Genomic DNA, 25918 nt, shown 5'->3' with positions numbered 1-25918 from the left:
GCTCAGATCCCTTCGATATGAGTCTTGTAGGTTGTTTCCGCCCGGCCCCAGACGCCGCTGTTCAGATCGGCGAGCGTCAGCAGAGAGGGCAGCAGCTGCGCGGCGTAGTCTTCCGAGCTTTCGACCGGCAGCATTGAGGGCAGGTTGTCGATGGCCATGACATCCATCACCGGATCGGTGGCCACGCGCAGGGCGGGGGCGTCCCATGTAGTGGCGCGGTCATAGACCGGTACGGGGTTATAGTCGCTGTCCGGGTCACAGGCCACGTCGCCGATGGCGGTCAGTTTGCGCGGCGCGGCCAGCGCCTCGCGCGGGACAAAGACCGGCGTTCCGGGGCGCGCGAAGATGCAGTTCAGGAACAGATCGTGGTTCAGGATTTCCGGGAATGGCCCACCGCTTGCGGTTTCGGCCATGTCCCATTTGGTGACGGCGACCCCCATCGCCTCGCAGAGGTCCGCAGCACCCGTGCCCACGCGCCCCAGTGCACCGATCACGATCGCAGTCGGGCGGGTGCCAGTGGCATCCAGCTCGGCCCGTAACTCGGCGTTCAGTGCATCTTTGTTCGGATAGACTCCGACCGGCGGGCATTCCTGACCTCGTTGTTGCGCCGCCCATGTTTTCAGCGTCACAGCTGCTCCTGCGTAACCTGCCCAATAGCCAAAGGCGGCCACCCGGCGGCCGCCTTCATCCACAAGGTATTCCAGATCATAAAGCGTGCCGCCCCCGGCCTTGAACCGCTGCAACAACGCGCGGCCCGAATGTTGTCCCTTATAGGCATGGCCAAACATGATGTGGCGATGGGGCAGGGGCGTGCCGTCTTCCGGGAGCTCCTTCAGGCCGAAGATGATCGCGTCCTGCGGGGCCTGAGGCCAGCTGTTCTCAGCCGCTATCTCACACCCGGCGTCTTTGTAGCCGTCCAGCGGAATCGCGCGCACCGAGCTTTCCTCGACCGTGACGCGCAGACCTGCCGCGATCAGCGCGGCGGCCCCTTCGGGGTCAGCCCAACCCGTTCCTCGTTCGGGCGCTGTTCTGCCCGGACCCACAGATGTGTCATTGCTATTCCTTTATGTCAGAGCATGCCTGCAGCGCGTACCGCCTGAACCGAAGGCCGCGCCTCCATCGCTTCGCGGAAAGCGATGATCTTGGGAAAGGCCGCGACATCGACGCCGTCTCCCTCCAGCCAACTGCACACCACATAGAGATAAGCATCGGCCAACGAGAACGCCTCACCCAGCACAAACGGCCCGCGCAGGCCGTTTGACGAGATATACGCACAAGACGCCGTCATCGTCTGCGCGACCTTGTCTTTCATGTCCTTCCAGCTGGATTTCTTGTCGGCCCAGCGGTGGCCACGCATCTTGTGCGCGTGGTTCACATGCATGGTCGAGGCGAGATAATACATCACCTCGCGCATGCGCCCCGCCATCACCGGATCGGCAGGCACCAGACCGGCGTCCGGCGCAACGGTCGCGACATAGTCCAGCAGTGCGCCGGTCTCGGTCAGGATGCCTCCGTCCACCACCAGTGCGGGAACGCGACCCTTGGGGTTGATCTGGCGATAGGCGGGCTTGGTCTGCTCGCCCCCGGCAAAGTCCAGCTTGATGGCTTCATACTCAAGCCCTGCCTCTTCCAGCGCGATGGCCACAGCAACGGAAATGGTGCGGGGGGCGTAGTAAAGCTGCATACGGGGCCTCCTTACAGATGGGTTTGCGCGAACTGCCGGTCGGGTGCTTCCAGATGGGGCACCGCGTTGAACAGAACCGGGCTCAGCTGCGTGCCAATCGGGTGCAGACGATGCATCGACGTGTTCATGATGGCAAGCGCCACGCGGGCCATCGACGGGATATCCAGCCCCATCGCCTGCCGCACCACCATCGAGATCAACCCGCCCGAGGTCACAACGATCGCAGGCCCGCCCTCGGTCCCGATCTCGCGCAGGGCGTCGCGTACGCGAGTTTCGAACTGATCGAACGTTTCGGGTGCGTTGGCGATCTCGCCCCGGGACCAGGCGGCGAAAGTGCGGGGCAGATGTTCGACAAACCCTTCGCGATCAGTGGGGATTTCGACGCCGTGTTGCTGCTGGAAAAGCTGCGCGAGGGTGAAATATTCAATCTCGTTCAAGCGCGTATCGCGGATCGGGTCAGTTAGCCCCATGCTGGTCGCGGTTTCCACATGCCGGTTCAGCGTGCCGCAATAGACACGCGGATAATGGCGCTGGGTATCGCGCAGATGCGCGCCCAGCCAGCGCGCTTGCTGGTGACCCAGATCGCTGAGCCGGTCATAGCTCAGCTCGTCCCGCGCGGTTGTGTTGGCCTGCCCGTGGCGCACCAGTGTGATATATGACATGACGGTCCCTCTTGCGGGCAAGTCTTAGGGCAGGTTCGGGGCCGGGACCAGAGGAGTTTGGTAAAAATCGAACGGTGATTGCACCTTGCCGGTCGGGCGCTATGGTTGGCCCGAACAAGGGGGAGTGTCATGGCGATAGACGAAAACCGATTTCTGGCCGATCTGCATAAACTGCGCAGCTTCGGAGCATCAGGCGTCGGCAAGGGCGTCGTCCGTCCGGCCTATTCCGAGGCTGACATCGCCGCGCGCCAATGGCTGGCCACGCGTATGGCAGAGGCGGGCCTGACGCCGCATTTCGACCCGGTTGGAAATCTGTTCGGCCTGACGGACGGGTCGTCCCTGTTGATGGGCTCGCATTCCGACAGCCAGCCCGAAGGCGGCTGGCTGGATGGCGCGCTGGGCGTCATCGCTGCGCTTGAGGTCGCACGGTCCAGCGACAGGCCGGTCTCGGTCGTCAGCTTTCAGGACGAAGAAGGGCGGTTCGGCGTCACCACCGGCTCTGCCGTGTGGTCCGGTGGCTTGCCGCTGGAAAAGGCAGACGGGCTGACTGATGGAAAGGGAACCAGCTTTGGCTCGGCGCGGGCGTCGATGGCCGACATGGTGCAGGATTTTGTCGATCCGTCCCGGTTCAGCGGGTTCATCGAGATGCATATCGAACAGGGACCTTCGCTGGATGCCGCTGGTGAACAGATCGGCGTGGTGACGGATATCGTCGGTATCCGCGACATGCGCATCACGTTTGAGGGGCAGCAGAACCATGCGGGCACTACGCCGATGCACCTGCGCCGCGATGCGTTTCAGGCGCTGTCGCTGTTCAACACGCGGCTCAATGACCGGTTCCGCAATGTGGTGACCCCGCAAACGGTCTGGACCATCGGGCATGTTGATCTGCACCCGAACGCCTCCTCCATCGTGCCGGGGCGCGTGCGGTTTTCGATGCAATGGCGCGATGGTGACGCCGACCGTCTGCTGCGCATGGAACAGATCATCCGCGCCACCGCGCAGCAGGTGGCCGAGGAACTCGGCATGACACTGGACTACGGCCCGATGCTGGGGTTGGAGCCGGTGAGCATGGATTCCACCCTGCGCGACGCGTTGGAAAGCGGGGCGCAGGCGGTTGCGCCGGGCAAATGGCGCAGAATGCCATCAGGGGCTTTGCATGACGCCACCAATGTCTCACGTCTGATGCCGGTTGCGATGCTGTTCGTGCCCTCGATCAACGGAATCAGCCATGATTTCGCCGAGGACACCGCCGAGGATGACCTGATCGCAGGTCTTAATGTGCTGGATCATGCCGTTCAGGCGCTCGGGGCGGCTGCGCGATAAGGCGTGATGAAAATACAAATTTTCCAGCGGTTTGGCATGGGGTAAACAGTCGTCAATAAGGACGTGTCTGTCCGCGCATGCTGCAGCTAATCGACGTCGGCACATCGAGTGTTGCCTAACGGAAAAAAGTTTCCTATAGGAACATTATTGATGCATACGCCCGTATACAGGTCTGTCCCGGTGGTTATGAATCACCGAAACTCCGGGGCTGAATCGTTGCAAAATATGCAGCTTGGGTCAGACTGATGGGCATGCGTTCCGACCATTAGATACGAAAAGAAGGTATCCGCCATGACAGACGCACCGAAGCGCACTCCGCTCTACGACCTGCATGTTGAGTTGGGAGGGAAGCTGGTTGATTTCGCGGGTTGGGAGATGCCGGTTCAGTATCCTTTGGGGATCATGGGGGAGCACAAACAGTGCCGCGAGAAGGCGGCGGTATTTGATGTGAGCCATATGGGTCAGGTGATCCTGAGGGGTGAGAATGTGGGCGAGAAGCTTGAGGCTTTGTGCCCGCAGGCTTACGCGACGCTCAAAGAGGGAAAGGCGCGGTACGGCTTCTTCACCAATGCCGATGGCGGGATCATGGATGATCTGATCGTCTCGAATGCGGGCGATCATTACTTTGTGGTGGTGAACGCGGCGCTGCGCCATCAGGATATTCCGCATATGCAGGCCAATCTCGACGGCGTCGAAGTGACCGAGATCTTCGACCGGGCACTGGTGGCGGTTCAGGGGCCGAAGGCCGAGGATGTGGTGGCCGCGCTGTGCCCCGCCGCCCGCGACCTGAAATTCATGGAAACCACCGTGGCAGATATCAACGGCGTCGAGTGCCGCATATCGCGGCTGGGCTACACGGGCGAAGACGGTTACGAAATCTCGATCCCCGAGGACAAGGCAATCGAGATCACGAAGGCATTTCTGGCCCATGAGGATTGTGAAGCCGCTGGTTTGGGTGCACGCGACAGCCTACGGCTGGAGGCGGGGCTGTGCCTCTATGGCAATGACATCGACCAAAGCACCTCGCCCATCGAGGCCAGCCTTGGCTGGGCGATCCAGAAGCGCCGCAAGGAAGAGGGCGGCTTTCCAGGCGCGGACCGCATCCAGAAGGAACTTGCCGAAGGGCCTGCGCGCAAGTTGGTGGGGATCAAGCCCGAGGGTCGTGCGCCCGCGCGTCAGGGCGTGGAAATCCAATGTGCGGAAGGCAACACCATTGGTGAAATCACCTCGGGCGGGTTTGGCCCCACGGTCGGCGGGCCCGTTGCGATGGGCTATGTTGCGGCTGCGCACAGCACTCCGGGTGAGACGGTCAACCTGGTCATCCGGGGCAAACCGCAACCGGCACAGATCGTGGCGCTGCCCTTCGTCACCCAGAATTACAAGCGTTGAAGTCAGGAGAGAAACACCATGGCAACCTATTACTCCGAAGAACATGAATGGCTGAGCGTCGAGGGCGACACCGCCACATTGGGCATCACCAAGCACGCCGCCGAGCAACTGGGCGATGTTGTGTTTGTAGAACAGCAGGAAGTCGGAGATGAATTCGAAAAAGACGGCGAGATCGGTGTGATCGAATCCGTCAAGGCGGCCTCGGAACTCTATGCCCCGGTGGATGGCGAAATCACCGAGGTCAACGAAACGCTGGCCGACAACCCCGGCGCGCTGAACGAAGACCCCGAAGGCGAGGCGTGGATCTACAAGATCAAGATCGCGGATGCATCGCAACTCGAAGATCTGATGGACGAGGCCGGCTACAAAGCCTTCATCGGCTAAGGCCCGGCGGCGGTTCCTTCACTGGTCCGCCCATTCATCTTTTTCCAAATACTCCCGCCGGAGGCTCCCGCAGTCTCCGCCGGGCCAGACCTATCCGTGAGGAGCGCAACGATGGCCTTCAAACTGACCGATTACGAAGCCTATGACTTCGCCAACCGCCGCCATATCGGGCCCAGCCCGACCGAGATGCGCGACATGCTCAAGGTGATCGGCTTCAAGACGCTGGATCAGCTGATCGAGGCCACCGTCCCACCTGCGATCCGGCAGAAAGAGCCGCTGGACTGGGGTCCGGCGATGACCGAGCGCGATGCGCTGTTCCATATGAAAGAGGTGGCGAACAAGAACAAGGTTCTGACCTCGCTGATCGGTCAGGGCTATTACGGCACCACCACACCCGCGCCGATCCTGCGCAACATCCTGGAAAACCCTGCCTGGTACACCGCCTATACGCCCTATCAGCCCGAGATCAGCCAGGGCCGTCTTGAGGCGCTTCTGAACTTCCAGACCATGGTCAGCGACCTGACCGGGCTGGACGTGGCGAACGCGTCGTTGCTGGACGAAGCCACAGCGGCGGCCGAAGCCATGGCCATGGCCAAGCGCGGTGGGCGGTCCAAAGCCAACAATGCCGCCTTCTTTGTCGACAAGAACTGCCACCCGCAGACCATCGCAGTCATTAAAACCCGCGCCGAGCCTCTGGGCATCGACGTGCAGGTGGCCGATCCGGACACGCTGGATGCAGGTGCCGTCTTTGGCGCGATCTTCCAATACCCCGGCACCCACGGCCATGTGCGCGACTTCACCAAGGAAATCGCAGCGCTGCATGAGCACAAGGCCATTGCCATCGTGGCGGCCGACATCCTGTCGCTGGCGCTGCTGAAGTCACCGGGTGAGATGGGCGCGGATATTGCCATCGGCTCGACCCAGCGCTTTGGCGTGCCGATGGGCTATGGTGGCCCGCACGCGGCTTACATGGCGACCACCGACAAGCTGAAACGCGCGATGCCGGGCCGGATCATCGGTGTGTCCATCGACAGTCGGGGCAACAAAGCCTACCGCCTCGCCCTGCAAACCCGCGAGCAGCATATCCGCCGCGAAAAGGCGAATTCGAACGTTTGCACCGCGCAGGCGCTGCTGGCCGTTATTGCCTCGATGTATGCCGTCTACCACGGCCCCGACGGCATCAAGGCCATCGCGCAATCGGTGCATCGCAAGACCTCGCGCATGGCCGCCGGTCTGGAAGAGGCGGGCTTTGCCGTGGAACCGGAAGTGTTCTTCGACACCATCACGGTCGAGGTCGGTCATCTGCAGAAGACGGTCATGGAGGCCGCCGTGGCCCGTGGTGTGAACCTGCGCAAGGTGGGTGACACGCGCGTGGGCATCAGCCTCGACGAACAAACCCGGCCCGAGACCATCGAGGCCGTCTGGGGCGCCTTCGGCATCGACAAGGAAGACGACAGTTCGAACGTGGCCTATCGCCTGCCGGACTACGCGCTGCGCGAGACGCCCTATCTGACCCACGAGATATTCCACAAGAACCGGGCCGAGGCCGAGATGACCCGCTATATGCGCCGTCTGGCCGACCGTGACCTGGCGCTGGACCGGGCGATGATCCCGCTGGGCTCCTGCACCATGAAGCTGAACGCCACGATCGAGATGATCCCGGTCACCTGGCCCGAGTTCGGCAATCTGCACCCGTTCTGCCCTGAAGATCAGGCGCAGGGCTATCACGAGATGATTGCCGATCTGAACGACAAGCTGTGCCAGATCACCGGCTATGACGCGATCAGCCAGCAGCCCAACTCGGGTGCGCAGGGTGAATATGCGGGCCTCCTGACCATCCGCAATTATCACTTCGCGCGTGGCGAAGGGCACCGCAATGTCTGCTTGATCCCGACCTCGGCGCACGGCACCAACCCGGCCTCGGCGCAGATGGTTGGCTGGCAGGTTGTGCCGGTGCAATCGGATGAGAACGGCAATATCGACTTGAACGATTTCCGCGCCAAGGCGGAAAAGCACTCGGACCATCTGGCCGGTTGCATGATCACCTACCCCTCGACCCATGGTGTCTTTGAGACCACCGTGCAGGAAGTCTGCCAGATCACCCATGATCACGGCGGTCAGGTCTATATCGACGGCGCCAACATGAACGCCATGGTGGGTCTGTCGCGCCCCGGTGACATTGGCGGCGACGTAAGCCACCTGAATCTGCACAAGACCTTCTGCATCCCGCATGGCGGTGGCGGCCCCGGCATGGGTCCGATCGGCGTCAAGGCGCATCTGGAGGAACATCTGCCCGGCCATCCGGAATACGGCACCGCCGTGGGTCCGGTCTCGGCGGCGCCCTTCGGCTCGCCCTCGATCCTGCCGGTCAGCTGGGCCTATGTGCTGCTGATGGGCGGCGCGGGCCTGACCCAGGCCACGAAAGTGGCGATCCTGAACGCCAACTATATTGCGGCGCGTCTGCAAGATGCCTATCCGATCCTCTACACCTCCGAGACCGGCCGTGTGGCGCATGAATGCATCCTCGACACGCGTCCGCTGGACGAGGCGGCGCATGTCACCGTGGATGACGTCGCCAAACGTCTGGTCGATTCCGGCTTCCACGCCCCGACCATGTCCTGGCCGGTGGCTGGCACCCTGATGGTCGAACCCACGGAATCGGAACCCAAGGACGAGTTGGACCGCTTCTGCGATGCCATGCTCTCGATCCGCTCGGAGGCACAGGACATCATCGACGGCAAGATCGACGCGGAAAACAATCCGCTGAAAAACGCCCCTCACACGGTGCGCGATCTGGTCGGCGACTGGGACCGACCCTACAGCCGCGAACAGGCCTGCTTCCCTCCGGGCTCGATGGGCGTCGACAAATACTGGTCCCCCGTGAACCGCGTCGATAACGCATACGGCGACCGAAACCTCGTCTGCACATGCCCTCCGATGGAAGCCTACGAAGAGGCCGCTGAATAGAACCAAAACCCCGCCGCGAAATCGGCGGGGTTTTCGCTTATCGGAAACCTCTGTTCTCATTTGCACTCATCTTTGGTGTCGTTTTTTACGGTGAAAGCGTCTTTTTTGCTTGCTGCGCCTGCGAAGGCCCCATAGCTCTGTCCGTGGGACACCCCTCCCCAACGAGGGGCGTGTATCTGGAAGGGTAATACAGATGACTATCGAACAACCGGCGACGCGGCCGGCGAATCCGCGTTTTTCCTCGGGCCCCTGCGCCAAACCCCCCACATTTGAACTGTCCAAACTGGCTGACGCTGCATTGGGTCGTTCGCACCGCGCGGCTGTTGGCAAGGACAAGCTGAAAGCGGCCATCGAAGGCACGCGTGAGATTCTGGGCATTCCAGCGGACTACAAGATCGGCATCGTGCCTGCCTCGGACACCGGCGCGGTCGAGATGGCACTGTGGTCGCTGTTGGGTGAGCGCAAAGTTGAGATGCTGGCGTGGGAGAGTTTTGGTGCTGGCTGGGTCACCGACGTGGTCAAGCAGCTGAAGATCGACGCTGAGGTGAAAACCGCAGATTACGGGCAGATCGTTGATCTTACTTCGGTCGATTTTACCAATGACGTAGTGTTTACATGGAACGGCACAACTTCGGGCGTGCGCGTTCCCGATGGAGATTGGATCGCGGATGACCGTCAGGGCCTGACGATTTGTGATGCGACCTCGGCGGCGTTTGCGATGGACCTGCCCTGGGACAAGCTGGATGTGACCACCTTCAGCTGGCAGAAGGTTCTGGGCGGTGAAGCGGCTCATGGGATGCTGATCCTGAGCCCGCGCGCGGTTGAACGGCTGGAAAGTTATACTCCCGCATGGCCGCTGCCGAAGATTTTCCGGCTGACCAAGGGTGGCAAGTTGATTGATGGCATCTTTACCGGAGCGACGATCAACACGCCCTCGATGCTGGCGGTCGAGGATTATCTGTTCGCTTTGGACTGGGCGCGCTCGGTTGGTGGGTTGCATGGGCTGATCGCTCGTGCCGATGCCAATGCCGGTGCGGTTCACGCCTTCTGCGACCAAAACGATTGGATCGCCAATCTGGCCGAGGATGCGGCGACGCAATCGAACACCTCGGTCTGCCTGAAATTCACAGATGCGCGCATTCAGGACGGTGCAGTATTCGCGAAAGCCGTGGCCAAACGGCTTGAGGCCGAGAATATCGCCTTGGACATCGGTGCCTATCGCGACGCGCCTGCGGGCCTGCGCATCTGGTGTGGTGGCACGGTTGAGACCTCGGATATCGAAGCGATGCTGCCTTGGCTTGCATGGGCCTTTGAGGCCGAGATCGCGGCGCAAACGGCAGCCGCCTGACAAGATTTTTCGACGAAAAATCTGGGCCCGCCTGTGGCCCGGACATCTCTCAAATTATCAAGGACCAGAGAAAATGGCCCCCAAAGTACTCGTATCTGACAAGCTCAGCGAAACCGCCGTGCAGATTTTCCGCGACCGCGGCATCGACGTGGATTTCATGCCCGATCTGGGCAAGGACAAAGACAAGCTGGCCGAGGTGATCGGCCAGTATGACGGCCTTGCCATTCGTTCGGCCACCAAGGTCACACCGACCATTCTGGAGAAAGCCGACAAACTGAAAGTGATCGGCCGTGCCGGGATTGGTACCGATAATATCGACAAGGATGCGGCCTCGAAAAAGGGTGTGATCGTGATGAACACGCCCTTCGGCAACATGATCACCACCGCCGAACATGCGATTGCGATGATGTTTGCCGTGGCGCGGCAGATCCCCGAGGCCAGCACCTCGACCCATGCGGGTAAATGGGAAAAGTCCAAGTTCATGGGCATCGAGTTGACCAACAAGACCCTCGGCGTGATCGGGGCAGGCAACATCGGCGGTATCGTTTGCGAACGCGCGCTTGGCCTGAAGATGAAGGTTGTGGCCTATGACCCCTATCTGGGCGAGGAGAAAGCGGCGCAGATGGGTGTGGAAAAGGTCGAATTGGACGAGCTGCTGGCCCGCGCTGACTTTATCACTCTGCACGTGCCGCTGACTGATCAGACCCGCAATATCCTGAGCCGAGAAAACCTGGCGAAGACCAAGAAGGGTGTACGGATCATCAACTGTGCCCGTGGTGGTCTGGTCGACGAAGAGGCGCTGGCCGAGGCGCTGAAATCGGGTCATGTCGCCGGCGCGGCGTTTGATGTGTTCAGCGAAGAACCGGCCAAGGAAAACGCCCTGTTCAATCTGCCCAACGTGGTCTGCACACCTCACCTTGGCGCGGCAACGACCGAGGCGCAGGAGAACGTGGCGCTGCAGGTGGCCGAACAGATATCGAACTACTTGCTGACCGGCGCGGTGGAAAACGCACTGAACATGCCCAGCGTGACAGCAGAGGAAGCCAAGGTCATGGGGCCGTGGATCAAACTGGCCGGCCATTTGGGCAGCTTCATCGGCCAGATGACGGATGAGCCGATCAAAGCCATCAACATCCTTTACGATGGCGTCGCCGCCGAGATGAACCTTGCTGCGCTGAACTGTTCGGTCGTTGCGGGTATCATGAAGAAGTTCAACCCTGAGGTGAACATGGTCTCGGCCCCGGTTGTCGCGAAAGAGCGTGGCATCCAGATTTCGACCACCAACCAGGACAAGACCGGCGTGTTTGATGGTTACATCAAGGTGACCGTGGTCACCGATAAGCGCGAACGCTCGATCGGCGGGACCGTGTTCAGCGACGGCAAGCCGCGTTTCATCCAGATCAAGGGCATCAATATCGATGCCGAGATCGGGGCCCATATGCTCTATACCACCAACGAGGACGTGCCCGGCATCATCGGTGCGCTGGGTCAGACCATGGGCGAGAACGATGTGAACATTGCGAACTTTACGCTGGGTCGCTCTGCAGCTGGCGGTGAGGCGATTGCGCTTTTGTATGTCGATGAACCCGTTCCGGCCGAGGCGCGCGCGAAGCTGGCGGAAACCGGTCTGTTCACCCAGATCAAGCCGCTGCAATTTGACGTCGCCTGATAGCGACCAAGGCATGGCCTGTTTGAAGGCCCGCGCTGCTGTCAGTGCGGGCCTCCTCTTTTCAAGCTCCTGTTTTTCCGGCAGAACGGCAGCATTCACAGTGGCTCCGGGGGACCGAGATGACCAATCCAGTTTATGCCATCGGTGATCTGCACGGGCGCGTTGATGAGCTTGAGCGCGCCCTGTCGTTGATCGAGCGGGACGGTGGTCCCGATGCCGAGATTGTCTTTCTGGGTGATTACGTGGATCGGGGGCTGGATAGCCGGGGTGTGATTGACCGGCTGATCGCCGGGCGCGACGCGGGCAAGCGCTGGGTGACCTTGATGGGCAATCATGACCGGATGTTTGCGTGGTTTCTTGAGGATGTGCCCCGCCACGATCCCCACCTTCTGATCGGGTATCACTGGTTTCACGAGCGTCTAGGCGGAATTGATACCCTACGCAGTTATGACGTCGTGTTCGAAGAGCGGACCCGCCTTGAGGATGTGCATGCCATGGCAATGGGTGCCGTGCCCGAGGCGCACCGGCTGTTTCTGCGCGGTCTGAGCGCGATGCACCAGACGCCTGAGCTGGCTTTTGTGCATGCGGGTATTCGGCCCGGCGTTCCTTTGAATGAGCAGCAGGAAAATGATCTGGTCTGGATCAGGCAGACATTTCACGCCCATCCCGGCCCGCATCCCAAGCTGATCGTGCATGGACACACACCGGTCGACCGGGTGACGCATTATGGCCACCGGGTGAACCTGGACAGCGGGGCGGGGTATGGACGCCCGGTGGGTGTTGCGGTTTTCGAAGGCCGCGCTTGTTGGGAATTGACCGGTAAGGGGCGCGTGCGGTTGGAACCTTAAGGTTCAGCTTTTGGCGAACAGATCCTTGTAGGTGTCGCGCAAGATGTTTTTTTGCACCTTGCCCATCGTGTTGCGTGGCAACGCGTCCAGCAGGATCAACTGGCGCGGATGCTTGAACCGGGCAAGGGCCTGCTGAACGGTCTCCATAATCGCCCGCGTGTCCGGCGTGGCGCCCGGTTCGGGCACCAATAGGCCGACTGGGGTTTCTCCGAAATCGGGATGCGGAACGCCGATCACAGCGCTTTCCAGCACGCCGGGCTGGTCGTCCAGCAGCATCTCGATCTCTTTGGGATAGATGTTGTAGCCGCCCGAGATGATCAGGTCTTTGCCGCGTCCGACGATGTGGACGTAACCATCCGCATCGACCCGGCCCAGATCACCGGTGACAAAGAACCCATCTTCGCGCAGCTCGGCCGCAGTTTTTTCGGGCATTTGCCAGTAGCCCTGAAAGACATTGGGTCCGCGCACTTCGATCATCCCGATCTCACCCTCTGGCAGCGTTTCACCCGTCTCGGGGTCGGTCACCTTCAGGTCCACATCCGGCAGGGGAAAGCCAACGGTGCCCGCGCGGCGTTCGCCTTCATAGGGGTTCGAAGTGTTCATGTTGGTCTCGGTCATGCCATAACGTTCGAGTATACGGTGACCGGTGCGCGCTTCGAATTGTTCATGGGTATCCGCTAACAGCGGAGCCGAGCCCGAGATGAACAGTCGCATGTCCTGCGCCAGATCGCGGGTAAACCGCGGATCGTCCAGAAGCCGCGTATAGAAGGTTGGGACGCCCATCATAGTGGTGGATTGCGGCATCAGGCGCAGCATGTCTTCCAGATCAAACCTGGGCAGAAAGATCATCGACCCGCCCGAGGCCAGCACCACATTGGTCGCCACAAAAAGCCCGTGCGTGTGGAAGATCGGTAAAGCGTGCAGCAGGACGTCGCGTTCGGTAAAGCGCCATTCCCGCACCAGTGTTTCGGCGTTTGACAACAGGTTTGCCTGCGTCAGCATCGCCCCTTTTGAGCGTCCGGTAGTGCCCGAGGTATACAGGAAAGCGGCCAGATCGTGCTCGTCCCGGCGCACGGGTTCGAATGCGGGCAGCATCCCCAGCGCCCGTCGCATCAGACTGCCCGAACCATCTGCATTCAACGTCTCAAGCCGTGCGTTATGGGTCTGCGCGATGGGGGCCAGGCCGGCCTCGGTCGAGGCAGCGCACACGACCAGTGTGGCACCGCTGTTTTCGATGAAATAGCTCAGTTCCTGCGTGGTATAGCCAGTGTTCAACGGCAGAAAGATCAGCCCCGCCTGCGCGCAGGCGGCATAGAGCGCCAGCGCTTCGGGGGATTTGTCGATCTGGGCGGCCACGCGGTCACCGGGTTCCAGGCCCATTCCGGTCAGGGCGTTGGCAAGGCGTGCCGCCATGTCCAGAAAGTCGGCATGGGTCAGCGTCTGGCCATCGGGCAGGTGCAGAAACGGCGTGGTCTTGCCCGCGTGGATGCCAAACAAACGATCATAAAGCGGGTTGCCCATCCCGGTCTTCCTTTGTGTTCAAGCCAAAGTGTTGCGGCTGAATGTGTCGTGGAAATTGAGCAGCGTAAAGGCCAAGGGTCAGAATTGAGTGGTCATCCGATACCCGGCAGCGAAATACATTTTGGCAAAGGTCACGGGGCTGTCCTGCAGCCATGTGATGCGTTCGGCGGTAAAGACCGGCTCGCCCTCGGGAACATCGAGGAACCCGGCAACCGACGGGTCGGCGCGGCTGGCCAGAAAGGTGAGCTCGACATTGGTGAAGGGAACCGTTTGCACCAGCCAGTCATTGGGGCCAATTTCGGTGAAATCGGCCTGCGCCACCTGCGGGACGCTGTCGATCACGATCCAGCGGTCCTCGAACTGGAACGGAGTGTTGCCGGAATAGTGCATACAACGCACATGCATCACCGATTGCCCCGTCTGAAGGGCCAGCCGGGCGCGCAGCCAATCCGGGGCGGGCCGCGTTTCGGATGAGACCAGCGCATAGCGATAGGTGCTGCCCATCGCCTCAACCTCATCCCGGACCAGAGGGATTGTAAACCGTGCCTGCCTGAGTGGTGCGCTCAGCACGCGGGTCCCTGCCTTGCGGCGGCGTTCCAGATAACCTTCACCCGCCAGTTCACGCAGCGCGCGGTTCACCGTGGTGCGGGTGCAGGAAAACTCGACCGCAAGCTCTTGCTCATTGGGTAACAGAGTATCGGGCTGCCACTCGCCGGATCGAATGCGGCGCAGGACGGTCTGCTTGATGTCTTTGTAGCTGGTGGTGTCGCTGCTTTGGGTCATATCGGGTCCGGGTGAGGTGTCAAAGGTCGGCCAGAAGATCGGCCATTGCCTGGCGGTAGGTCGACAGAATGGCGTCGCGGGCGATATGTCGTCCTGCGCGGACCTGATGGCGCCCCGCCGACCACAGATCTGTTACGATGCCATCGGGGGCTGCAAAGCAAAGACCATCCAGCAACTGATCATCCCGCAAGGCACACAGCGTCGGATGCGTCCGGTCGATGGCCACCAGATCGGCCAGCATGCCCACGGCGATCTCGCCCGCCGCACGTCCCAGCGCCTGCGCCCCGCCGCGCGCCGCGCCGGTATAGAGCGCATGGCCGACCGAGCCCGCGCCGCGCACAAGCACCGTCCGGGCCTGGTCGCGCAGCCGTTGGGAATATTCCAGGGTCCGCAGCTCTTCGGGCAGTGAAATCCGCACATTCGAATCGGACCCGACCCCAAACGCGCCGCCGCTTTCGACATAAACCGCACCGTTGAAGATGCCATCGCCCAGATTGGCCTCGGTGATCGGACACAACCCGGCGACTGCGCCCGAGCGCGCCATCTTTCTGGTCTCATCATCTGTCATGTGGGTGGCGTGGATAAGGCACCAGCGGTCGGTGACCTCGATGTTGTCCAAAAGCCAGTCGACCGGGCGCTGACACAGCGCGGTCTCGACATCCGCGACCTCTTGAACCTGCTCCGAGATATGGATGTGCACCGGGCCTTGCGGGGTCTGGGCTAACAGCTGTTTTAGATCATCGGGCGAGGTTGCCCGCAGCGAATGCGGGGCGATGCCCAGATGGCTGTCGGCATGCGGTAGGGTTGCGCGGCAGTCGTCGACCAGACGCAGGAACCGGTCGAGATCATTGCCAAAGCGCAGCTGCCCACCGACCAAAGCCTCCTGCCGGACCCCGCCATAGGTATAGAGTACGGGCAGATGCGTCAGGCCAATCCCTGTTTGCGCTGCGGCTGCAAAGATGCGCTGGCTCAGCTCGGACAGTTGCGCATAAGGCGCGCCGCCGGGCTGGTGGTGGACATAGTGAAACTCACCGACCGAGGCATATCCGGCTTCTTGCATCTCCATGAAGACCAGCGCGGCGATGGCTTCGATCTGCGCGGGCGTCAGGCGGTCCAGAAAGCGGTACATCAGGTTTCGCCATGTCCAAAAGCTCTCGCGCCCGGCGGCGCGGACTTCGGTCATGCCGGCCATGGCGCGCTGAAACGCATGGCTGTGCAGGTTGCCCAACGCAGGCAACAGAACGTCGACGCAGGTGTCGCCGGGCTGGGCCGCGCTTTGTGCCTGCAGCGCGGTGATCTGCCCATCGCAGATTTCGACCCGCAGATCGTGCACCCAATCCGACCCTAACAAGGCGGTTTTTGCATGAACCGTCATCGCATTTCCATTTTGTGTAGACTTTACATTAATACACGTATACGAAAAATCCAAGCGCGAGGGGAGCCCAAAAGATTCGCCATGACGAAAAAAACCGTTCTTTGCAGCAAACAGATCGCAACCATGCAGCCAGGCCAGCCTTACGGGCTGATCGAAGATGGTGCGGTCGTGGTGGATGAGGACCGTATTGCCTGGGTTGGCCCGCAGGCCCAGCTGCCGCAGACATATGCAGATTGGCGGGTTACGGATTTTGGGGATCGCCTGATCACCCCGGCCCTGATCGATGCCCACACCCACGTGATTTTTGGCGGCAACCGCGCAGTTGAGTTCGAGATGCGCCTGAACGGCGCGACATACGAAGAGATTGCGCGCGCCGGGGGTGGCATCCTGTCGACCGTCAACGGCACCCGTGCCGCATCCGAGGAAGATCTGCTGGCCGGGGCGCTGCCGCGCGTCGATGCGCTGCTGGCCGAGGGTGTGTCCTGTATCGAGGTCAAATCCGGCTATGGGCTCGATTCTGAGACCGAATTGCGCATGCTGCGCGCCGCGCGCCGGATCGCGCGGGAACGGCCCGTGCGGGTGCGCACCAGCTTTCTGGGTGCCCACGCGATCCCTCCGGACTATTCCGGGCGGGGTGATGCCTATATCGATGAGGTCTGCATACCGACCCTGCGCGCGGCCCATGCCGAGGGTCTGGTGGATGCTGTCGACGGGTTCTGTGAGGGCATTGCCTTTAACCCGGCACAGATCGAGCGCGTCTTCCGGGTGGCAAGAGAGCTGAACCTGCCGGTCAAGTTGCATGCCGAGCAGCTGTCCAATCTGGGCGGGGCGAAATTGGCGGCCTCCTACGGCGCATTGTCCGCCGATCATATCGAATATCTCGATGCCGAAGGTGTCGCTGCCATGGCGCAGGCGGGCACCGCTGCGGTTTTGCTCCCCGGTGCCTTCTATACGCTACACGAGACCCAGTTGCCGCCGATTGAGGCGCTGCGCGCGCAAGGCGTTCCGATGGCGCTGGCCACCGATTGCAATCCTGGCTCGTCACCGCTGACCTCGCTGCTGCTGACGATGAATATGAGCTGCACCCTTTTCCGTCTGACGCCGCAAGAGGCGCTGGCGGGCGTGACCTGCCATGCCGCCCGCGCCTTGGGCCTTGAGGACACCGGCACTATCGCCGCCGGGCTGCGCGTCGATCTGGCGGTCTGGGATGTTTCTCATCCCGCTGAACTGTCCTATCGCATCGGCTTCAACCCCTTGCAAACACGTATTTTCGGAGGTCTGTGATGACATCCATGCCCCTTGTGCCGGGTCAGGTTTCACTGGCGCAGCTTGAAAAGATCTATTGGTCCGAGGCCCCGATTGTGCTGGACCCCTCATGTCGTCCAAAGGTCGAGACCGCCGCCGCCCGCATCGCGCAGGCCGCGCAGGGGGCCGATGCGGTTTACGGGGTCAACACGGGCTTTGGCAAACTCGCCAGCCACAAGATCGCGGCCGAGGATACCTCGACGCTGCAACGCAACCTGATCCTCAGCCACTGCTGCGGTGTCGGGCCTGCGGTGCCAAGGCGGTTGGCGCGGTTGATGATGTCGCTCAAGCTGCTGTCGTTCGGGCGCGGCGCGTCCGGGGTGCGCTGGGACCTGATCGAATTGTTGCAACAGATGCTGGCGCGCGGCGTGACGCCGGTGATCCCGGCGCAGGGTTCGGTCGGGGCGTCGGGCGATCTGGCCCCGCTGGCGCATATGACCGCCGTAGTGATCGGTGAGGGCGAGGCCGAGGTGAATGGCGCCGTCCTACCGGGTGAAGAAGCGCTGAAAACGGCCGGTTTAGAGCCGATTCAACTGGGCCCCAAAGAAGGTCTGGCCTTTATCAACGGCACCCAGTTTTCCACCGCCTACGCTCTGGCCGGGCTGTTCGAGGGCTGGCGTGCGGCGCAGAATGCTCTGGTCATTTCCGCCGCTTCGACCGACGCGATCATGGGCTCAACCGCGCCGTTGCAACCTGAAATTCATACCCTGCGCGGCCATCGCGGCCAGATCGAGGCGGCGGCCGCGATGCGCGCCACGCTGGACGGGTCCGAGATCCGCGAAAGCCACCGTGACGGCGATACCCGAGTGCAGGACCCATATTGCATCCGCTGCCAACCACAGGTGACTGGGGCGGCAATGGACGTGATCCGTCAGGCTGCTGCCACGCTGGAGATTGAGGCGAACGCCGCCACCGACAACCCTCTGGTGCTGACTGAGGCCGATATCATCGTCTCGGGCGGCAATTTCCATGCCGAGCCGGTGGGCTTTGCCGCTGACATGATCGCGCTGGCCTTGTCCGAGATCGGCGCGATTGCGCAGCGGCGGATCGCGCTGATGGTCGACCCGGCGCTCAGCTTTGATCTGCCACCCTTCCTGACGCCCGAGCCGGGGTTGAATTCGGGCCTGATGATCGCCGAGGTGACGACCGCCGCCCTGATGAGCGAGAACAAGCATCTGGCCAACCCTTGCGTGACCGACAGCACGCCAACCTCGGCCAATCAGGAGGATCACGTCTCGATGGCCGCGCACGGCGCGCGGCGGCTGACGCGGATGGTCGAGAACCTGAACTATATTCTGGGGATCGAACTGCTCTGTGCGGCGCAGGGCGTGGAATTTCGCGCTCCGCTGTCGACCAGCGCCCCGCTGGCCCGCGTGATCGCGCGGCTGCGTGCGGATGTGCCCGCGCTGGCCGAGGATCGCTATCTGGCCCCCGATCTGGAAGCCGCCCGGGCCTTGGTGGCTGATGCGGCCCTATTGGAGGCGGTCGACCTGCCGCTGCCCGGGTTGGTCTGATGCAGGTGTTCAGCGTTTCCCAAGGCGACGGGCCGATTGTTCTGGGCCAGCCCCATGGCGGCACCTTCGTGCCCCATGCCATCGCCACGCGCCTGAACCCGAACGGTCGGGCGCTGGCGGACACCGATTGGCACATAAACAGGCTCTATGAAGGGCTTTTGGACGGTGCGACCGTGGTGCAGTCGCATATCCACCGCTATGTGATCGACTGCAATCGGGACCCCGCGGGCGTATCCCTGTACCCCGGACAGAACACCACGACGCTGGTACCTCTGACCGATTTCGACGGGCAGCCGATCTGGGCCAAAGGACAGGATCCCTCAGCCGATGAGATCGAGACCCGCCGCCAAACCTATCACGCGCCCTATCACGCCGCGCTGGAGCAGGAGTTGCAGCGGGTCCGCGCCAAGCACGGGGTTGCGGTTCTGTTCGACTGCCACTCGATCCGCAGCCGCATCCCGTTCCTGTTCGAGGGCACTCTGCCAGACCTCAACATCGGCACAGATGGGGGTGCGACCTGTGCGCCGGAGATCGAGTCTATTACAGATGAATTCTCCGGTTCATCCCCCTACAGCACCGTTCTGAATGGCCGCTTCCGGGGCGGCTGGACGACCCGCCACTATGGCCGCCCGTCCGAGGGGCTGCACGCCATTCAGATGGAACTGGCCCAATCCACCTATCTAAGCGCCGAGGCCGCGCCCTGGGCCTATGACACCGACAAAGCCACGCGCCTGCGCCGCTGGCTGTACGACATTCTGGACGCCATCCAAGACACCGCATTGGAGTTGACCTCATGACTGATCCCCGCAAGAACACCCGCGACATCTATCCGCCCACCGGCACCGACCTGAACGCCAAAAGCTGGGTCACCGAGGCTCCGCTGCGGATGCTGATGAACAACCTGCACCCCGATGTGGCCGAGAACCCGCATGAGTTGGTTGTGTACGGCGGTATCGGGCGTGCAGCGCGCACGTGGGACGATTTCGACCGGATCGTCGCTGGGCTGAAGGATCTGGAAGAGGACGAGACCCTGATCGTCCAGTCCGGCAAACCGGTTGCGATCATCCGTACGCATAAGGATGCGCCGCGTGTACTGATCGCGAATTCGAACATCGTGCCCCATTGGGCGACATGGGATCATTTCAACGAATTGGACCGCAAGGGCCTGATGATGTACGGCCAGATGACCGCGGGCTCGTGGATTTACATCGGCACGCAGGGCATCGTTCAGGGCACCTACGAGACCTTTGCCGAGGCAGGACGTCGGCACTATGACGGCGACCTGACCGGCAAGTGGATTCTGACCGGCGGTCTGGGCGGCATGGGCGGCGCGCAGCCTTTGGCGGCCGTTTTCGCCGGGGCGTGCTGTCTGGCGGTGGAATGCAACCCGGACTCGATCGATTTCCGCCTGCGCACTAAGTATCTCGACGAAAAGGCCGAAACGCTGGATGAAGCGCTTGCAATGATCGACTGCTGGACCAAGGCGGGTGAGGCGAAATCGGTGGGCCTGCTGGGCAATGCGGCAGACATCTTCCCCGAGATTTACCGCCGTATGGCCGAGGGCGGAATGCGCCCCGATATCGTCACCGATCAGACCAGCGCCCATGATCCGATCAACGGTTATCTGCCACTGGGCTGGACCATGGCACAATGGCGCGAGAAGCGCGAAACAGATCCTAAAGCGGTAGAAAAAGCCGCACGGGCGTCGATGAAACAACACGTCGCGGCCATGGTCGATTTCTGGAATGCGGGCGTTCCGACGCTGGATTATGGCAACAACATCCGTCAGGTGGCGCAGGATGAAGGGCTTGAGAACGCCTTTGCCTTCCCCGGTTTCGTGCCCGCCTATATCCGCCCGCTGTTCTGCAAGGGGATCGGACCGTTCCGCTGGTGCGCCCTGTCGGGCGACCCCGAGGATATCTACAAGACCGACGCCAAGATGAAAGAGCTGTTCCCCGAGAACGAACACTTGCATCGCTGGCTGGATATGGCGCAGGACCGCATCGCCTTTCAGGGCCTGCCCGCCCGCATCTGCTGGATCGGACTGGGGGATCGGCACCGCGCCGGGCTGGCGTTCAACGAGATGGTCGCCAATGGCGAGCTGAAAGCGCCGGTTGTGATCGGGCGGGATCATCTGGATAGCGGCTCTGTCGCCAGCCCCAACCGCGAGACCGAGGCGATGCTGGATGGCTCGGATGCGGTGTCGGACTGGCCCCTACTGAATGCGCTGATCAATACCGCCAGCGGCGCGACATGGGTGTCGCTGCATCATGGCGGCGGCGTCGGTATGGGCTTCAGCCAGCACGCGGGTGTTGTGATCTGCGCCGACGGGACCGAGGACGCCGCGCGGCGGTTGGAACGCGTTCTGTGGAACGACCCGGCTTCGGGTGTCTGGCGGCACGCGGATGCGGGGTACCAGATCGCGAAGGATTGCGCCCGCGAACACGGGCTGCGGCTGCCGGGTATTCTGGGTTAGCGCGCAACTGTCCTCTGGCGCACATGCTGCACCTGCGATATCCCGCAGGTGAGCTTGCCGGAGATCGAAGATGTACGTTGCCACCCTGCTGACCAACCCGACCGCGCCGACATTGGATCAGGCACTGGTCGACTCGCTGCGCAACGCGTGGGGCGGGGGCGATGGAGCCTGGCTCAGCCCTGATGAGGCGGCAGAGTTCGCTCTTTCCGAGGCGCCCGGCAATATGTGGGATGTCTGGGCCGATCTGCAGAAGATAGGCGTGGACCTGATCGTGCAGCCCACCGAAGGCCGCCGCAAGAAGATGCTGCTGGCCGATATGGACAGCACGATGATCCAGCAGGAATGCATTGACGAACTGGCCGATGAGGCCGGTGTGGGCGACCGGGTCAAGGGCATCACCGCACGCGCAATGAATGGTGAGCTGGATTTCGAAGGCGCGCTGACCGAACGGGTTGGTCTGCTGAAAGGGCTTGATGAAAGCGTGATTGGCAAAGTTCTGAACGATCGGATCACGCTGATGCCCGGCGGCAAGGCCTTGCTGGCGACGATGCGCGCAAACGGGGCCTATGCGGCGCTGGTTTCGGGCGGGTTCACCGCGTTCACCGCGCGCGTTGCCGAGCAGTTGGGCTTTGACGAGAACCGGGCCAATACGTTGCTGGTCGAAAACGGCAAACTGACCGGAGACGTGCAGCGCCCCATTCTGGGGCGGCAGGCCAAGATCGAAGCGCTGGAACAGATCTCGACCCGTTTAGGCATTGCTGAGGCGGATGTGATCGCAGTGGGTGACGGGGCCAACGACCTTGGAATGTTGGGCCGTGCGGGGACTGGGGTTGCGCTGCATGCCAAACCCTCGGTCGCGGCGGAATGCGACGTGCGGGTCAATCACGGGGACCTGACCGCGCTGCTGTATGTGCAGGGATATTCCCGTTCCGATTTCGTCGATAGCTAGCGGGCTTTCCTTAATTTAACATTTGTGTTAAATAATGGTCATGAACACGCTTCTGACCAGTTTCTCCGCCTTGTCCGACGCCACACGGTTCTCAATCGTCGAGCAGTTGATGGAACACGGAGAGCTGCCCGCAGGTGACCTGATCGAGGGGCGGGGCATCTCGGGGGCCGCAATCTCACGCCATCTGAAAGTGCTGCGCGAGGCCGGGTTGGTGCAACAGCGCGTGAAAGGTACGCAGCGGATCTATTCGATCCGGCCGGAGGGGCTGCGCGCGATTGCCGAGTGGACGATTTCGAAACGGCAATTCTGGGAAAACAGCCTCGACCGTCTGAGCGAGATTATCGAAAGGGAAAATTCATGGCCGACCTGAAACTCGAACGGGATTTCCCCGTCACCCCCGAGGTGCTTTTTGCATGGATCAGCGATGGCGCGAAGCTGCTGCAATGGTGGGGGCCGGAAGGGTTGCATGTGCCGGAACATGATCTGGATTTCTCGCGCACGGGGCCGTGGTATTCGGTGATGCAGAATGGCGAAGGGCAGCAGTTCAAGGTCTCGGGCCATGTGACCCATGTCGATCCGCCGCATTCGGTGGGGTTCACATGGGGCTGGCACGACGATCAGGACAAACGCGGGGCCGAAAGCCATGTGACTTTTTCGGTGGTGGCGACAGATACCGGATCGCGCCTGACGCTGGATCACCGCGAACTGGCGGATGCTGAGGTCGCGACAAACCACAATCAGGGCTGGACGTCTTCGCTGCGCAAGCTCGAAGCGCTGGCAAAGTAGATTTTCAACAGGGAGGAGCGTTATGCCTCAATATTTGTTTGTCTATCACGGGGGCCACACCCCAACTGATCCCGCAGAGATCGAGGCGACCATGGCCGCCTGGGGTGCATGGTTTGGGTCCATGAGCGATGCGTTGGACATTCCCGGCAATCCTGTGGGTCAGTCTTACACGGTCAGCAGCACCGGTGTGGTCGACAATGGCGGTGCGAACCCGGCCTCGGGTTTCACGGTCATCAAGGCCGACAGTATCGAAGCCGCGACCGAAATGGCCAAGGGCTGCCCGATGGTTGCGAACGGGTCTGGCTCGGTCGAAGTGGCCGAGGTGCATGAGATCGAGATGTGAGCCTTAACCGGGGAACCCCGGCGCTGGCTTGATCACGCCGAATTCCAGCCCTCGGCGGCTGTATTGCGTGGCATTCAGGAACTTGCGCGTGGCTGGGTGATCGGCCTCAAGCACCCCAAGGCTGACCAGAATGGCGGCGATGGCGCATTCGCTGGCGCGGGTGGTGCCATCGGTGATCTTGAGCGCGACTCCCATGCGTTTTTCCGGGATGATCGCAACAAATACGGCCTCGGCCCCGGTCTTGATCGCGGCGCGGCCATCCATGGCGCGCATCAACTCGGTACAGGCGCGGGTTTCGCCGGCGACCAGTTCCGGGTGCTGCATCATCGCCGCTGTTAGCTGCTGCGCCGCATCGCTGGCCCGGTCCGATCGGTCGGCGGCCGAGGCAAACCACGCCATTGACCGTGCTAGCCCCACCAGAGACGTCGCAAAGTTCGGCGCGGAACAGCCGTCGATACCGTAACAGGGGCTGGCCTCACCCGTGGTTTCTTCCAACGCGGACAGGCAGGCCTGTTGAACGGGGTGGTCGATCTCAAGATATTCCGGCCCCGCGTCCATATGCTGCGCCACGGTCAGAAAACCGCAATGCTTGCCGGAGCAGTTGTTGTGAATCTGGCAGGGTGTGTCATCCGCCAGGATCAGCCCGTCGCGGGCCGCCATGTCCTGCGGTTCCTGCGGGCCACAGCGCAGGTCGGGTTCGGTCAGACCCAGATGATCCAGCCAGGCAGACACGCGGTCGGTGTGGATATGCGCGCCGCTATGCGAAGCGCAGGACAGCGCCAGATGCTCGGAGTTCAACCCATATTTCGCCGCCGCCCCCGAGGTGATCAGCGGCAGCGCCTGTATCATCTTGGCCGAGGATCGCGGATAGATCACCGCATTCGGATCACCCCAGCTGCGTACGATCTGTCCGGTGTCATCGCAGATCACCGCATGGCCCAGATGCAGGCTTTCCAGCAATGGCCCGCGCCAAAGCTCTGTCATCGCTACCGGTTGTGTCATCTGCCTCTCCGAATCCATGCGCAAAAATCTGCCAATCGCCCTTTCGCCTGTGGCGAAACCTGCGTTAGTGTGTGTATGTCGACAATCATCGGATTACGCAACTTACCAAAGACGAGCCGGGCAGAGCTCGCGATGCGATTCTGATGGGTATGAGGTATTGGTCGGGCTAGGAGGCTGGACAGATGGGATCAAAGCTCGTCCGCGTGATCGCGGGCCTGTGCATGGCAGGAATGGCGACAACGGCGTTTGCGCAGCAGGCAACAAGTACAAACCGGGTTGCGGCAAAAACCGACTGGAGCGTGTTCGTCGAAGAAGACCCCACCGAATGCTGGAGCGTTTCCGCACCCAAGGAAACGGTGAATACACGCGGTGGTCGAGTGGTCTCGGTCAGGCGGAGTGATATCCTTCTGTTTGTATTCTATCGCCCGAATGCCGAGGTCAAAGGTCAGGTCACCTTTACGGGCGGCTATCCGTTCGCGTCCGGTTCGACCGTTAATCTGGTCGTGGACGGAACCGAGTTCGAACTGTTCACCGACGGCGAATGGGCGTGGCCCGCAACGGCTTCGGATGACGCCAAGATCGTGACCGCGATGAAACGCGGCAGCGAGGCGGTGCTGACCGCCCGTTCGGAACGCGGCACGCAAACCAAGGACACGTTCTCGCTGCTGGGCTTTACCGCAGCGATCGAGGATGCTGAAAAACGCTGCACCAACTGATCAGCGCGCAGTTTGTGTCACGAAACCCCGCTATCAGGCGGGGTTTTCTGTTTTTGGGGCAGTTCCTTTTTTCAAAGGCTTACGCAACGTCGGTCGGTGGTTTTTGATCCGTATCAAAGTCTGATATCTGAATTTCTGAACTCATCAGTTCAGAAATAATCAGAGGAGCTGACCATGACCCTGAACACTTATCTGGCTACGCTGCTGGTGGCGTCCGCCGCGGTCCTTGCGGGCTGCGAAAAGGCATCGGACACCTACCCGATCACGGGTGAGCAATGCGGGCCCGAAGACCCGGTGAAAACGCTCGATGCCGCGGATTGCTACATCCCGCCCGCCGTGAACTGATCCGACTGTCTATAAGTGCGCCCCGTTTTGAGCGCGGGGCGCATTGTGTTAAATTCCTGAGAAATATTCCCCATCTCAAGAGGTCGCCAATGCGCTGGGTGTTGATATTCGTTCCGTTTGCCGCGCTGGCAGATCCGACCTTGGAGTGTTCCGACGCCGGGTCGCAGGTGGAAATCGGATCCTGCGTCTCGGATATGGAAGAGCGCGTGACCGCAGCAGTCGACGCCAGCTATGGGCTTGCCATGAATGCCGCAGGGGAGCTGGACGAGGTCACCGGACGCATCGTCGCGCAGCCCACGCTGGAGGCTGCTCAGCGCGCATGGAGTGCTTACCGGGATGCGCAATGTGACGCTGTTGGGGCCTCGTTCGGCGGCGGCTCGGGCACAGGTATTGCGATCTCTGCCTGTCGGGTCGATCTTGGCCGGGCGCGCGTCGATGAATTGCTCAGTTTCGCGAATTGAGGCACGAATTCTTTTGATCTTTGCGAGCGTTCCTATATAGAGGCGCATCCCAAGCCAGAATCCGC

Annotated in this window: 24 protein-coding genes and 1 pseudogene; 18 read left to right on the top strand and 7 right to left on the bottom strand. The window is 61.6% G+C overall.

Annotated elements, in window-relative coordinates; genetic code table 11:
* Window positions 1-2: 2 nt before the first annotated feature.
* The 3 genes and pseudogenes from ACR3EN_RS04170 to ACR3EN_RS04160 form a co-directional block, all read right to left on the bottom strand.
* Window positions 3-1054 (bottom strand): annotated as a pseudogene (locus ACR3EN_RS04170) (saccharopine dehydrogenase).
* Between the two features lie 15 nt (window positions 1055-1069).
* Window positions 1070-1684 carry a glutathione S-transferase family protein gene (locus ACR3EN_RS04165; RefSeq protein ID WP_480824372.1) on the bottom strand — a complete coding sequence of 205 codons (615 nt, stop codon included), beginning with the start codon at window positions 1682-1684 and terminating at the stop codon, window positions 1070-1072.
* An 11-nt stretch (window positions 1685-1695) separates the two neighbouring features.
* Window positions 1696-2346: a histidine phosphatase family protein gene (locus ACR3EN_RS04160; RefSeq protein ID WP_480824374.1), complete on the bottom strand. Its 651-nt coding sequence runs from the start codon at window positions 2344-2346 to the stop codon at window positions 1696-1698.
* Between the two features lie 129 nt (window positions 2347-2475).
* On the opposite strand from ACR3EN_RS04160, the gene ACR3EN_RS04155 reads away from it, so the two are divergent.
* From ACR3EN_RS04155 to ACR3EN_RS04125, 7 genes are all read left to right on the top strand, one after another.
* The gene (locus tag ACR3EN_RS04155; RefSeq protein ID WP_480824376.1) at window positions 2476-3672 is read left to right on the top strand and encodes a Zn-dependent hydrolase; all 1197 of its coding nucleotides are present in this window, start codon (window positions 2476-2478) and stop codon (window positions 3670-3672) included.
* A 291-nt stretch (window positions 3673-3963) separates the two neighbouring features.
* Complete coding sequence (gene gcvT, locus ACR3EN_RS04150; RefSeq protein ID WP_480824378.1) at window positions 3964-5061, top strand: glycine cleavage system aminomethyltransferase GcvT; 1098 nt, start codon at window positions 3964-3966, stop codon at window positions 5059-5061.
* Between the two features lie 18 nt (window positions 5062-5079).
* Window positions 5080-5445, top strand: a complete 366-nt coding sequence (gcvH, locus tag ACR3EN_RS04145; RefSeq protein ID WP_170717720.1) for a glycine cleavage system protein GcvH — start codon at window positions 5080-5082, stop codon at window positions 5443-5445.
* Between the two features lie 111 nt (window positions 5446-5556).
* Window positions 5557-8412: an aminomethyl-transferring glycine dehydrogenase gene (gene gcvP, locus ACR3EN_RS04140; RefSeq protein WP_480870651.1), complete on the top strand. Its 2856-nt coding sequence runs from the start codon at window positions 5557-5559 to the stop codon at window positions 8410-8412.
* 193 nt (window positions 8413-8605) lie between these two features.
* Complete coding sequence (locus ACR3EN_RS04135) at window positions 8606-9760, top strand: phosphoserine transaminase (protein WP_480870653.1); 1155 nt, start codon at window positions 8606-8608, stop codon at window positions 9758-9760.
* Window positions 9761-9833: 73 nt separating this feature from the next.
* The gene (gene serA, locus ACR3EN_RS04130; protein WP_480824385.1) at window positions 9834-11429 is read left to right on the top strand and encodes a phosphoglycerate dehydrogenase; all 1596 of its coding nucleotides are present in this window, start codon (window positions 9834-9836) and stop codon (window positions 11427-11429) included.
* Window positions 11430-11548: 119 nt separating this feature from the next.
* Window positions 11549-12277 (top strand): metallophosphoesterase family protein, encoded by a 729-nt coding sequence (locus ACR3EN_RS04125; protein WP_480824387.1) that lies wholly within the window; start codon window positions 11549-11551, stop codon window positions 12275-12277.
* Between the two features lie 3 nt (window positions 12278-12280).
* On the opposite strand, the gene ACR3EN_RS04120 is transcribed toward ACR3EN_RS04125, so the two are convergent.
* The 3 genes from ACR3EN_RS04120 to ACR3EN_RS04110 all read right to left on the bottom strand — a co-directional run bounded on the left by ACR3EN_RS04120 (window position 12281) and on the right by ACR3EN_RS04110 (window position 15956).
* Window positions 12281-13798 (bottom strand): malonate--CoA ligase, encoded by a 1518-nt coding sequence (locus tag ACR3EN_RS04120; protein ID WP_480870656.1) that lies wholly within the window; start codon window positions 13796-13798, stop codon window positions 12281-12283.
* Between the two features lie 78 nt (window positions 13799-13876).
* Window positions 13877-14581 (bottom strand): UTRA domain-containing protein, encoded by a 705-nt coding sequence (locus ACR3EN_RS04115; RefSeq protein ID WP_480824391.1) that lies wholly within the window; start codon window positions 14579-14581, stop codon window positions 13877-13879.
* A 19-nt stretch (window positions 14582-14600) separates the two neighbouring features.
* Window positions 14601-15956 carry a formimidoylglutamate deiminase gene (locus ACR3EN_RS04110; protein WP_480870659.1) on the bottom strand — a complete coding sequence of 452 codons (1356 nt, stop codon included), beginning with the start codon at window positions 15954-15956 and terminating at the stop codon, window positions 14601-14603.
* 81 nt (window positions 15957-16037) lie between these two features.
* Between ACR3EN_RS04110 and hutI the strand changes: the two genes are divergently transcribed.
* From hutI to ACR3EN_RS04070, 8 genes are all read left to right on the top strand, one after another.
* Window positions 16038-17240: an imidazolonepropionase gene (hutI, locus tag ACR3EN_RS04105; RefSeq protein WP_480870662.1), complete on the top strand. Its 1203-nt coding sequence runs from the start codon at window positions 16038-16040 to the stop codon at window positions 17238-17240.
* Window positions 17240-18775, top strand: coding sequence for a histidine ammonia-lyase (gene hutH / locus ACR3EN_RS04100; protein WP_480824397.1), 1536 nt, complete (start codon window positions 17240-17242; stop codon window positions 18773-18775). The genes hutI and hutH overlap by 1 nt, the downstream gene beginning before the upstream one ends.
* Window positions 18775-19572, top strand: coding sequence for an N-formylglutamate deformylase (gene hutG / locus ACR3EN_RS04095; protein ID WP_480824399.1), 798 nt, complete (start codon window positions 18775-18777; stop codon window positions 19570-19572). Before hutH ends, hutG begins: the two co-directional genes overlap by 1 nt.
* Window positions 19569-21251 (top strand): urocanate hydratase, encoded by a 1683-nt coding sequence (gene hutU / locus ACR3EN_RS04090; RefSeq protein WP_480824401.1) that lies wholly within the window; start codon window positions 19569-19571, stop codon window positions 21249-21251. The genes hutG and hutU overlap by 4 nt, the downstream gene beginning before the upstream one ends.
* 70 nt (window positions 21252-21321) lie before the next feature.
* A complete protein-coding gene (gene serB / locus ACR3EN_RS04085) occupies window positions 21322-22200 on the top strand; it encodes a phosphoserine phosphatase SerB (RefSeq protein ID WP_480824403.1) in 879 nt (292 codons plus the stop codon).
* 40 nt (window positions 22201-22240) lie between these two features.
* Window positions 22241-22570 (top strand): ArsR/SmtB family transcription factor, encoded by a 330-nt coding sequence (locus ACR3EN_RS04080; RefSeq protein ID WP_480824405.1) that lies wholly within the window; start codon window positions 22241-22243, stop codon window positions 22568-22570.
* A complete protein-coding gene (locus ACR3EN_RS04075; protein WP_480824407.1) occupies window positions 22558-22986 on the top strand; it encodes an SRPBCC family protein in 429 nt (142 codons plus the stop codon). Before ACR3EN_RS04080 ends, ACR3EN_RS04075 begins: the two co-directional genes overlap by 13 nt.
* 22 nt (window positions 22987-23008) lie before the next feature.
* Window positions 23009-23329: a YciI family protein gene (locus ACR3EN_RS04070; RefSeq protein ID WP_480824409.1), complete on the top strand. Its 321-nt coding sequence runs from the start codon at window positions 23009-23011 to the stop codon at window positions 23327-23329.
* A gap of 3 nt (window positions 23330-23332) precedes the next feature.
* Here ACR3EN_RS04070 and ACR3EN_RS04065 read toward each other — a convergent pair whose 3' ends face one another.
* Entirely contained in the window at window positions 23333-24331 is a 999-nt protein-coding gene (locus ACR3EN_RS04065; RefSeq protein ID WP_480824411.1) for an asparaginase, read from the bottom strand.
* Between the two features lie 182 nt (window positions 24332-24513).
* Between ACR3EN_RS04065 and ACR3EN_RS04060 the strand changes: the two genes are divergently transcribed.
* The 3 genes from ACR3EN_RS04060 to ACR3EN_RS04050 all read left to right on the top strand — a co-directional run bounded on the left by ACR3EN_RS04060 (window position 24514) and on the right by ACR3EN_RS04050 (window position 25853).
* A complete protein-coding gene (locus ACR3EN_RS04060; protein ID WP_480824413.1) occupies window positions 24514-25047 on the top strand; it encodes an invasion associated locus B family protein in 534 nt (177 codons plus the stop codon).
* A gap of 174 nt (window positions 25048-25221) precedes the next feature.
* A complete protein-coding gene (locus tag ACR3EN_RS04055) occupies window positions 25222-25392 on the top strand; it encodes a hypothetical protein (protein WP_480824415.1) in 171 nt (56 codons plus the stop codon).
* Window positions 25393-25481: 89 nt separating this feature from the next.
* Window positions 25482-25853, top strand: a complete 372-nt coding sequence (locus tag ACR3EN_RS04050) for a lysozyme inhibitor LprI family protein (RefSeq protein WP_480824417.1) — start codon at window positions 25482-25484, stop codon at window positions 25851-25853.
* Window positions 25854-25918 lie beyond the last annotated feature (65 nt).

The sequence above is a fragment of the Ruegeria sp. G7 genome, from assembly GCF_056535465.1.
Note: the sequence above shows the minus strand (reverse complement) of the source record. Positions and strands in the feature narration are given on the sequence as shown.